At 62.6% G+C, this 10,922-nt stretch carries 8 protein-coding genes; 4 read left to right on the top strand and 4 right to left on the bottom strand.

Annotated elements, in window-relative coordinates:
• Positions 1 to 579, bottom strand: a 579-nt coding sequence (locus tag DBV10_RS15020) for a DUF932 domain-containing protein (RefSeq protein WP_148090342.1), incomplete at its 3' end; no start/stop codon positions are given.
• A gap of 617 nt (positions 580 to 1,196) precedes the next feature.
• Here DBV10_RS15020 and DBV10_RS15015 point away from each other — a divergent pair.
• The 3 genes from DBV10_RS15015 to DBV10_RS15000 all read left to right on the top strand — a co-directional run bounded on the left by DBV10_RS15015 (position 1,197) and on the right by DBV10_RS15000 (position 4,985).
• Positions 1,197 to 2,006: a hypothetical protein gene (locus DBV10_RS15015; protein WP_124514413.1), complete on the top strand. Its 810-nt coding sequence runs from the start codon at positions 1,197 to 1,199 to the stop codon at positions 2,004 to 2,006.
• Between the two features lie 24 nt (positions 2,007 to 2,030).
• Positions 2,031 to 4,022: a hypothetical protein gene (locus tag DBV10_RS15010; protein WP_124514412.1), complete on the top strand. Its 1,992-nt coding sequence runs from the start codon at positions 2,031 to 2,033 to the stop codon at positions 4,020 to 4,022.
• 294 nt (positions 4,023 to 4,316) lie between these two features.
• On the top strand, positions 4,317 to 4,985 hold the full coding sequence (locus DBV10_RS15000; RefSeq protein WP_124514410.1) for a hypothetical protein: 669 nt from the start codon (positions 4,317 to 4,319) through the stop codon (positions 4,983 to 4,985).
• Positions 4,986 to 5,015: 30 nt separating this feature from the next.
• Here the strand turns inward: DBV10_RS15000 and DBV10_RS14995 are convergent, their stop codons facing one another.
• Positions 5,016 to 5,366 (bottom strand): DUF2958 domain-containing protein, encoded by a 351-nt coding sequence (locus DBV10_RS14995; protein WP_124514409.1) that lies wholly within the window; start codon positions 5,364 to 5,366, stop codon positions 5,016 to 5,018.
• 302 nt (positions 5,367 to 5,668) lie between these two features.
• Here DBV10_RS14995 and DBV10_RS14990 point away from each other — a divergent pair, with 302 nt between their 5' ends.
• Complete coding sequence (locus DBV10_RS14990) at positions 5,669 to 9,484, top strand: CHAT domain-containing protein (RefSeq protein ID WP_158616824.1); 3,816 nt, start codon at positions 5,669 to 5,671, stop codon at positions 9,482 to 9,484.
• Between the two features lie 133 nt (positions 9,485 to 9,617).
• Here DBV10_RS14990 and DBV10_RS14985 read toward each other — a convergent pair whose 3' ends face one another.
• Positions 9,618 to 10,379 (bottom strand): abortive infection family protein, encoded by a 762-nt coding sequence (locus DBV10_RS14985; protein ID WP_233589937.1) that lies wholly within the window; start codon positions 10,377 to 10,379, stop codon positions 9,618 to 9,620.
• A 118-nt stretch (positions 10,380 to 10,497) separates the two neighbouring features.
• Complete coding sequence (locus DBV10_RS23170) at positions 10,498 to 10,878, bottom strand: TIGR02391 family protein (protein ID WP_233589936.1); 381 nt, start codon at positions 10,876 to 10,878, stop codon at positions 10,498 to 10,500.
• Positions 10,879 to 10,922: the final 44 nt, after the last annotated feature.

Below are 10,922 nucleotides of genomic sequence, written 5' to 3'. Positions count from 1 at the left end.
TTGCATCGGCACCAACACCAGCGCGGCGCGGGCGAATACTTCCGATTCGCCATCGTCCAAGGTGACGGCGCGCATGGCATCGCGGGAATCGCGCACGCGGTCAAAGCCGCTCAGTACCTGATACGCGCCTTCGATCACCAGCCCCGCCACGTCCCCCTTGTGAGGCACGCGCACATCGGCCACGGTGTCGCCACACACAAGGCCATTGCTGCAAACGAATCGGAATTGCCCGGCCAGCATCTGATAGCTGCTCGTGCCGTCGTGCGAGTTCAGCAGCACGATTTCGTTAGCCTCCGCGCCGTTGATCTGGCTGGCATGGCGCAGGCGCAGCATGTGTTTCGTGTGCTCGCGCTTGCCTTCATCGCGCACGCGGGTTTGCGTCACCATGAAGGGTTGAAACCCTTCCTTGCGAAGCTCGGTCAGAACCGCCGCCGTGGGGATATAGGCGTACCGCTCGGAACGGCTCTCATGCGGGGCATCCGCGAAGATGGACGGGGCCACCCTGCGAATCTGGTCATCGGACAGAGGGTAATCGCTGCGCAGCGCCGAGGAATGGGAAGCAAAACGGGTTGCAAGCATGTCGTTCTCCTGAACAAAAAGGCTGTTGAAGAAAACCGCACACCGGATTCCAAGATTCGGAGCCCAGCCTTTCGGCTGTTCGGTGCGGTCGGCACGAGGAACCCGGTTGGCCCTGTTGCCACCGTCTTTCCTGAGTTCATCGCCCGCGACGAAAGGGAGCGCGCGGCCGGGGGCCGTCAAGGAAACCAGCGCAGGGTGGGTGCGGCCCGCAGGCGCAGCCGAGGACACGGCCCTGCGCGCCTTGATGGCACGCGGCCGCGGGCTACAGTCGCGGACAAGGTGATGGATTCAGGGAAGACAGCTGAACAAGGCAACGGCCACTTCCACCGCCGACCGCACGGCAAGCGAAGCGCGCAGGCCCGAAGCTGGAAGCCGGGCCGGAGGCGTCAGCCGAGCGGAGCGAGGGAACGATCGAAGCCCGTAGGGGGCGAGACGCCGCAGGCGGCTCGATGCGCCAGCACGAGAGCGCGACCGGCCATATGCCATTGGCCGGGGACGCTCATGACGCCCTAGAGAGCCGATGTACCTGGAGCAAGACTTCGCCGCATCGCTTCAGGTACCGACAGAACCCGAGTGCTTCAATATGCTGCCAGCATGTCCATCAGCCACGACCGTCCATGACATTGCACTCCCCCACCTCCCCCAAGAACGCCTGTGAAGAGCTCCTCATGGAGGAGAAGCGGTACAACGCCGAGCACCACATCCTGCCCAGCGAAAGCGCCGTGGCGGATCGGATGCTCGCAAGAGGCCTTGAAATGACTCCTGCCTATGAGGAGCTGCATAGCAAGCTGCATCAGCATCCGCACGCCCTCAAGACATGTCTGGGACTGGTTCTGACTGCAGCAGCACTTTGGAATCCCGAGAAGATCGCGGAGGCGCGCAATGCGCGGGGCGATCTCACCAAGGTGAACCAGCAGATTGCCAGGCAAGCGGCCGAATTGGCTGAACTGCTTCAGCTGCGCTCGGATCTCGGCAACACGTCAGGCTTCCGGACGGATACGCACTACCACGTCTGCGATGTGATCCAGGCGTCCTCCCAGCAGAACTACGGATTCAAAAACTATGTGCAGGAGCATCTCGAAAATCTGCAAGGACAGTTCGATCTCAAGTACTGGCCCACGTTGAGCGACTTCGCCCGTGAACTGGCTCGCGATGCCGCGATGGCGGTTGCACAGGCCTCCGATCCTTTGACGGCGGCAGCAACGGCCGCCTCGCGGGCTTCTCTGGCCGATTTCTTCAAGGCCCTCTTCGCGAGCATCGAAGAGAACAGCGCACGGAGTTTCGGCCACCTTCCCCATGGGCTACAGATCAGCGACAGCACGTTCGCCATCCTGGTGAACTGCGCGCTGGATCTCGACGCGGATAGCATGGTGGACGGCCCCTACGTGAAGCGTCTGCGTCAACGCGAACGCGAAGGGGCCAAGTGATGTTCCAGCAACGAAAGGGCGGCAATGGCACACGACGCGAGCATCTGGCGGGTGGACACCGAAACCGCACCGGCGCGTCCCACGCCCCATGCCGACACCGTGCCGCTGACATGGGCGCACGACTCGCGCACTGGCGAACCGCGCTACATCCACGACGCTGAGGTCATCGACGGAAGCGCTGAATGCCAATGCCCGGCCTGCGACCTGTCGCTGACGCCGGTGTTGGCAGGGCATCCCCTGCGCAGGAATCCCACAGCGCACTTCCGCCATCCCAAGGGCGCCCAGAAAGATGACTGCACCCTCGTTGCCGCGCGGCTGGCCGCGATCCGGCATCTGCAGGAACGGGGCTTCATCGATCTGCCCAGGCGCCGGATGTCGGCCAACGCCATCGGCTTCAGTGGCCAGGGCTACGAAGGCTGGGCGGAGAAACCCGGAGAGCGCATCTCCATCACCAGCGCGGTGCTCCACGACCATGCCACTGCGCTGTTGACGCTGGATGACGGCCGCGAATTCCTGGTCGACCTCACGGGGCAGCGCGATGCCGGCAGCGATGGCCAGGGGCGGGCCATCGTCACGCTGTTCCTCTCCGATCCCGCCATTGCGATGATGTCGCCGGACGAGATCCGCGGACGCCTGAGCCTGCTTCCCGACATCCGCTGGTGCGCGCACTGGGACGACCAGGCGTTGCAAGCGGCCGCGAGCGCGCAGGCCCAGCAGGCCGCGCGCGAGGCCATGGATGCCTGGGAAGCCGCAGACGAAGCACAGTTCCATCAGCATCCGCACCCGGACCTGGAGCCATCTGTTACCCAGCAATGGCGCCGCGAGACACTGTTGCACAGTGAAGTCAAGGCGATCCTGGAACAGGCCTCCCAAATTGCAACGCCCAGCCTCGAGGTCAAAGTGATCCGCTACTCCCCGGACGAGTTCAGCGGCGAATGGGAGGACAACACGCTTCGAGCTGAGTGGTGGACAGCATCCACGACGCTGTCGCTGGAAAAGACCCAGTTGGAACAGCACCAGGGCAGTATCGTCCCCGATGTCATCTGCACCCTGCGCGAGCCCCGGCCGTTCATCTTTGGGGGCACGGAAATCTGGCTCGACGATGACTTCGAAGAGTTGATAGAGGACACCCACAGCAGCCAGCGCTGGCCCCAGACCTTGCTGATCGAGGTCACCGTGACCCACGGCATCGATCAGGAGAAGCTGCGCCGCATCCAGGCACTCAATATGCCGACGCTGGAAATCGACATCGGCTCGCTCGGTGGCCGGGTGACCCGGGAAGGTCTGCGCCACCTGGTGGTGAACGAAACCATCGGCAAGCGCTGGGTGCATCACCCTACCCTGCGGTGGCGCCACCAGATCCTCGAAACGAAACTGGACCAGCATCCGGTCACGGTAAGGTTTGAGGAGCGCCTGGCGGAGCTGCGACGCCCCCGCTTGCTCGCGACGCCGGCGTCGGAGTGGGCCAGGATTTATCTGGCCGCCGCCACGGAATTCCTCGACACCAACACCCGCATCAACAAAGCCCGGCGTGCACATCGGGGGCCGGGCCCAGAACCCGAGCCGTTGGGGGAAGACAGCGAGCCCTGGCTGCGGCTCACGGAGGCCGCGGAAGCCCTGGCTGCGCATGGCTATCCAGGCGGTGCCGACCACGAGATGGTGGGTGGCGCCGGCATCGTTTCGCGGCTGCTGTCGATCCAGCACAACCGGGGCATCGGCTATGCATTCAGTACAGGTTACCAAGTGCTCAACGCCATCATGCAGAGCACGCCTGACTACCAGCACTGGCACACGCTATATCTCATAGCCGTCAAGGCCTACGGTCTGGACGCTCGGCTCACCCCAGGGCAAGTCGAGCGCTACGCCTCCTGGCGACAAGGCGTCATCGACAAGGTGAACGCTGGCGACGAGACGCACCTGCGGCCCGGGCGCTATGACGCGCTGCTCGGCGTGCTTTTTCCCGAGATGGCACCGCGTCTTGCCAACGGCTATGGCCGAAACCCGCAGTCCGAGTAACTTCGCGAAGGCGGTGCGTCTCCCGGCACAATGCATCCAAGATGAACATACGAGAGCTACGGGACGAGGAACTGATTGCCGAGGCCCGCGAATGGAGGCAGCGAGCGCTGCGTGGAGAAAGGGACGCGCGCGGCATGGCACACGAACTGGAGCGCGAAGTGCGCCGCCGCTTTGGCGCGCCCAGGAACGATATGCCACAGCCGCTGCCGAAGGTGAGCCTCCTCGCCGAACTGCCCCGGACACAGCAGCCACGGTGGAAGCCCTGGTGACTGCGCCGTTGGTGCCCATCCCCGCATGGAAGAGCCCCGCATCCAAAGTGACGATCCGCTGGAGCACATGCTCCAGCGCTCGGGCGCATTGCACGAACGGCTGGACGCGCTGCTGGGCGACGCCGTATTCGACGGCTCGACCCGTGGCGAAGCCACTCTGGGCATGTGTCTGGTCGCCATTGAACACGCGATCGCATTGCGCGCGCTGATGGTTTTGCGACTGCCGACCTCGGCCGTCAGCCGCATGCGTCTGCAGTTTGAGGCCCTGACGAGGGCGATGTGGCTGCTCTATGCCGCCAGCGACGCGGCGATCGACAAGCTGATAGCGCCTCTGACGCCCGCGAGCGAGCAGGCCGCCAAGAACCTGCCCGGCGCCAGCGAAATGATCGACCAGATCGAAAAGCGGATCGGACAAGATGTGCCGCGAGCGGCGCACCAGATGCTGTCGCACTTCAAGGACGTGTCGTGGCATGCCATGAACTCGTTCGTGCACGGTGGCATCCATCCGCTGCGACGCAGCGCCGACGGCTTTCCTGTCGATCTCGCGCTGCAGGTGCTACGCAACTCCAACGGGCTGACCATCATGACAGGCATGACCATGGCGGTCCTCACCGGCGACGAGGCCGTGGCCAAGCCCATAAGCAAGATCCAGCCAGCCTTCGCTGACTGCTTGCCGGATCCGTTGAGACCTTAAATGGGGCATCTTGCGACGCCCCATGCCAGATCAATGGATGATCCGACCGGCGTGTCGCGCATCGCGCACATAGGCGCTCAATCGCTTCTCCGCACGAAAGTGCAGATCACGCTCGATTGGCAGACCCAGCCGTCCACGCACCGAAGCCAGTTCGGCCAAGCTGACCCAACCAAGCTCGGGCATCCCCAGGCCGAGGTCGCACAGGCCGAAAGCATGGTCGTGATCGTCAGGGTCGATCTCGGTTAACAGCCAGGTCGCGCCGGCGTCGGGCGTGAACAGCTTGACCACGGGCGCCGGATCGAAGTCCGGGTTCTGGAGGGATTGGCTGCCATTGGCCAGCAGCAGTGCTCGTTGCTCGTCAGTGATGAATGCGCAGTTCATGGTGAACTCCTGAAGGATGCCGGGCGGAATTGCCCAGCCCTTCCGGGTCACGGCGCAGCGCTAGCAGTCAAGGGGCTTCGACGGCCGTAGGCCGCAAGCGTGCAAGGCACGCGCCGCCCTTGACGGCGAGCACGCCGTGGCACGATGAAAAGGCCAGCAAGCCGTCCGCTATGGCCCGTGCCTATTTGCCCCCCAGCACTGCCTAAGGCCCACAAGTTGTCGCGTGAACAGCTCGACGCGTTCGTGCTCGGGCGGCCATGGCAGACTTTCGAAATCACAACGACGACAAAGGGACCGTGCTTATGTCTGTAGACGCCGAAAGCTCTGAGAATTTCAAGCTGTCCGACTTGTTCAATGCGCAGTACCTCCCGCAACCAGGAGATGCTCTGCTCATCCTGCACGCGCCCCAGGAGCAGATGCTCGCACGCTGCTGGCCCGCCGCTTTCATGCTGCGCCACAAGGAGACCTCGAGACTGGTCTACCGCGGCACCACTTTCATTGCCCCTCCGCCTGAGGTGTGGGTCCACGACGCGGATGCCACGTTCGAACTGCTCCTGCAGGGCCTGCCGCTGGATCCGGAAGAGCAGATGGGCCCTGCTCAGAAAAGGGCGCTGAGGGCAAAGTTCACCTTCGTTCGGTGCAGCGATCTGGAGTCCCGCAGCCTGGTAAATGCATTCGACGAGGCACCTGCCGAGCAGTTCGTCTTTGTCCCGGACGTGAGCCTGTACAGCAATCCCGATGCACCCTCGGCGGGAGAAAGGGGCGCGGCGCTTAAGCCGGAAGAAGACATCTGGGTGCGTGCAACGGTTGCTACAGCGCAGCAGCTGATTGTCCTCGCCAGGCAGAAGTCGTGCTTCTTGCTCCTGACTAGCCCCGCTGATCCTCCGATCAAGCCCGTGAACATCAATCTGATCGGGGACGTCGAGCACCTGAGCATGGCCAGTTTTCGCATCGCCAATGAAGAGTCTTTCCTGCCGCGCATCCAGAAGATGGTGGCCTTGTCCAAGACGGGTCGCGCGGCAGAGGCGCTCGACCAGTTGGATGCGGAGGCGCTCCCGGCTTTGATGAAGCTTCAAGCTCGCATCCAGATCGTTCACCACTCCGGTGACAGCGAAGGTGCCGCGAAGCTAATCAGGGAACTGCTAGAGCAAACCACGGTACCGGCCAACTCGGCCTCGCGCCTAGCAGCGATCTGTCATCAAGGCGATGATCTACCGACGGCCAAACGCTTGATCGACGGTGCCCTTGGCGAAATATCGCAGAAGGAGTCGCTGTCGGCCTGCTTGCAAATTGCCACGTCGATGCGCGACGCGGATTTGGTGGAGCGGGTCTGGACGCGATTCAAGACCCTCTTCCCTGCGAACCGAGACCTGCAGTACGACTGCGAGATTCGCATGCTCCAGATCTGCCGACAGAATGCGTACGAGGTAAAGGCCAGCCCCATCGCACGGACCGGGTTCACGGAGGTCCACACGCTACTCGCGGAAAGACTCGCACCGGAGACCGACGTCGACTACCAGGTGCTGCTGGAGGAAGTGCGGACCCAATGGCCGCAGCACCATGACCTCGCTGCCATGTGTGCCGCGACGCATGCGGAGGTGTCCGGCGATCCGCAGGCCGCTTGGGGCCTCGCCGGACTGCTGATTCCAGGCACTCGCTTTGCTCCTGCTGCCGCCAAGCTCATTGTGCGCACCATCCGCGCGTTGTTCCTGGTGGAGGCGGCCAGTCGGGCACAGCTCGGTGTGTATGTGGAGCCGCTAAAGTTGCTCGTCGAGCATCTGGGACAACACCCCGGAGACAAGGAAATCCGAGCCTTGCTCCGCAGAACACTGTCCGTCGAGTTTGCAGGCCGCGAGGGCTTGGCCCTTATCGCTGCGGTAGCTGCAGAGTTCGCGGACAACATGCCTGAGCCGATCGCGGAAGAACCCGGCGTCGACGTGGCGACCGACGAGGAATTTCAGAATTTCCAGCAACGCTGGAAAGAGTGGGCGAAGCAACAGGTGATGGTCGACCCGCGTGTGCCACTTCCTGCCGGTGTGGTGGGCGCGGATGCAGTTGGGCTTGCGCGGCTCATCCGGAACTTCATTGAACACGGCGTCGTGGAGTACGACCAGACGGACGATCTCGAAGACTTGAGCTTTCAGGCACACATCCTGGCGTCGCTGGCCCGCCATATCCCAAGCACCTACGACGACCTGCAAGCCTTGCGCGCTCTGTCGGTGAAGTTTTCTCTGATGAACAATCACCAGCGCGCACGGGATCTGGCCGAACTCATTCTCGAGATCGCTGGTGACCAGCCCGGACGAAGGCGCCTCGCCTGGAGCGCCTACGCCGACATCTATCAGCGGGCGCATGATGCCACTGATGCCCTCCTCGCTATCGCATGTGCCGGGGCCACCCGCGCGCGGCTGCCCGCGAGCGATCTGTACCACGAGACTTACACGCACCTACGAACACTTCGCGACATGGGTCTTCACGACGCAGCCGAGGTGCTGCTGGAAAAATGCAGCTCGTTTTTCGGCGAGCTCGGAATGACTGAAACTATGCAGCACCGACTGGAGGTCGTCGGCCTGACCCTGCAAATGAGCCAGGGGGCGAACATGGAAGTCGCGGCTCTGCAGACTTTCCAGGAGAACTGCCAGCGAGTGTTTCTCGACGCCGTCCGGCTGGGGGATGAGCTGTTCGCGGCGGCATATCTCTTCGTGCAGGCACTGGGTCTGTACGAGCGTGCGGGTGGCCAACTGACCGTGGAAGCAGCTGCGGTCAAGCAACAGGCGCTGACGGCTATCGGGCCCGAAGCCGCTCTCACCCTGCAGGCAATCTCCGCAAAACGGCCCACGGCGGCAGAGCTGGTCGACCTGCACAATCGCACGGCGCGCTCTCGGTATGCATCGGACGCGCCCACCGACGCCTACGCCACCAACCTGGTTGCCCCTCGGCTTCTGGCTCCTGCCGATCCGGAAGTGACAGTGCAGGACGCCTGCCTTGCGATTGAGTTGCTGGCTGATCGCGGACTGACGCTGGAGGCTCCGCCAGCTCCGTTGACCGTGGACGGCCCGATCCGCTTTGCACGGTCGCTCGCTCAGGAGCATCAAGTCTCCGTGCTGATGCTGGCACACGACAGCGCGGGCGAATTGGTCGCCACCATCGTGGAGCCCGATGGTGCGGAAGTCCAGAGAGCCCCGAGATCTTCAACTACCGCAAGGGACCGACTGCGAGCTTGGTCGCAGACCTACCCGTTCAGGTATGGATTGATCGACCCCCGGAAGCGCGTAGACGTCGATGGCAACGGGTCGCGGTTTCGGAGTGTGGGGGACGGCGAGTTCTATGAATCGATGCGCCCTTTCAGTATCCCCCTGCCGCAGGGTACTCGCGTCTTGATCGTGGCCGAGCCGGAAGTTGCGCAGGTCGCGTTCAACTTGGTAGTGCGGCCCGACGGCGACCTCATCGGCTACGACACCGCAATTGGCATGGTGCCGTCTCTAACTTGGCTCGAGGCTATCCGCCAGAGGACAAGGACAGATGGTGACCGCCGCGTGGCGTGGCTCTCCGACGCAGGCGACCCGGCAGAGTTAGACGCGATGAGCGTCGTCAGAGGAATGCTCGAGGCGCATCTGGATTCTTATCGTATAACCTTGGACACTTCGCGCGACCTACCTCAAGGCTTGGAGGGCGCACAGATGGCGATCGTGACGGCTCATGGGCAGCTGGCACGGGGGGAGAGGTACTTTCGGCGTATCGTTGACGAGGGCGCGCTGAAGGAATCCCCGCTGGCGCTCGCCCAAGCGCTGGCCCGGGTCGAACTGGTAATCCTCTTCGTATGCAGCGGCGGACGCATGGATCGGCATCCTAGCGCCAGCACTACGGTGGGGTTGCCGAAGATGCTGCTGGAACAGGGCTGCCGTACCGTCATCGCCTCCCCCTGGCCACTGGAATCGCTCGCAGCCGGACCTTGGCTTGAGGGATTCTTGGCACATTGGGAACAGGGCGCTATGGCCATGGATGCGTGCCACGAGGCGAACAAGCGCATGGCTGCCAGGCGCGAACGCGAGCCACAGTTTTCTCTGGCGATGACGGTTTATGGGGACCCTTTGCTTGTCCGACCGCCGAGCACGTAAGGGTGGCCGGCTTCAGATCAAACTTGACTCGGCTGGACGCATACGTTGCATCTAGGATCGAGGTCGAACGCCCGTGTTTGGCCGGCTGCGATCCCCGAGAACTTGACGGCATAAAGGTGCCGACATCCTGCGATCACGAACGAATCTTCTGGCTCAAGTAGTGAAAGATCGTTCGGACGGCATTGACCACCAATTCGCCCTCGGCCCGCTCAACAATGTCGTCGTTGGGATGGGCGACACTTCCATGGTTGCGGAGGGTGTTGAGCGCATCGAGAACGGATGCAAATGACGCCAGGACTCTGCCGATCTCCCCGTCATGCGCCCCCAACGACTGCAATGCGGGATGGTGAGCACGAAGCGCTTTGTAGGCCTGCGTGAGCGTCGCCCCTTCGGGGAGCGAGATCGCACAGTCCTGGCAAGTGGACTTCAGGTATCCGTGCATGGCGGTGTGAAGGCGATCAATCGCACTCGGCGCCCCCGATGTAGAAAGTAAGTGATCGGCGTCTTGCAGAGCGAGACGCACGACCTCCGAGGCAGAGACAGTCGGCAGCACAGCGGGAACATGCCCCGCCTGGTATCCCAGTTCAATCAGTTTGGCCGCCTGATCCCGTTCAAGATGCGGGCGGACCTTAGGATGATCTACGACGGCAACCAAGGCCTGGATGTCGTTGTTCGCAAAATACTCGAGCGCCTGAAAGACACAGGCACCGTAGTCTTTGTCCCCGAACCCCAAACTTCGCAGCAGCCGGGCGTGTCCACGAATGTAGTCGTGGAACCCTGTCAGGTAGCCAAGCTCTTGCCAATCCGTCGAGTTGAAATCGGCCACGATGGCGCGCTGCATCGCCAGCATGAGAGGGCCGCGCCATGCCGAATCCTCCAAGAGTTCATAGTTCATTGCTGCCCCTTGAAAAGAACAATCTAACTCAGCTTGGCTCTTGTGGGACCTGCGCTTTCTCCACAGCCCATAGGTGGGCTTCCGTCGCGTTGCCAGCAGCCATCTGCGATGGGTACCCTTATGGAGAAACGGCAGTTGCCTTCATGGTGCCGTCCAGCTTGCGGTGAATCAGCGATACCAGGGTCAGGATGTCCAGTGCGTCTTGTTCGGACATGGGCCAATTCGTCTTGGGTGCATGGGCCAGAGGATTGCGCACCGCACCGAACAGGCCAATCAGCAAATTGGCAAAGCCTTTCTGCTCGCTCTTCTCGGACTCGGTGGAGAGTGGCCCCAAGACAAGAACGGGCTGCTGGCCCGCGAATGCTTTGTTCACCAGGTCAGCGCCATCACCGTTCAAACCCGACAGTAGGCGAATCCGCTCCGCAACGCCTTTCGTTGCCTCGAAGACGGCATGGAAGTAGTTTTCGTCCAGCAGTTCGGCACGGCAATATTTCAGCACCTCCGCGTGGACGACGCGGCTTTCCAGCGCGGCCTTAAGCCGTC

It is taken from the genome of Acidovorax sp. FJL06, from assembly GCF_003852545.1.
In the GTDB taxonomy this organism is placed as follows: domain Bacteria; phylum Pseudomonadota; class Gammaproteobacteria; order Burkholderiales; family Burkholderiaceae_C; genus Acidovorax.
Note: the sequence above shows the minus strand (reverse complement) of the source record. Positions and strands in the feature narration are given on the sequence as shown.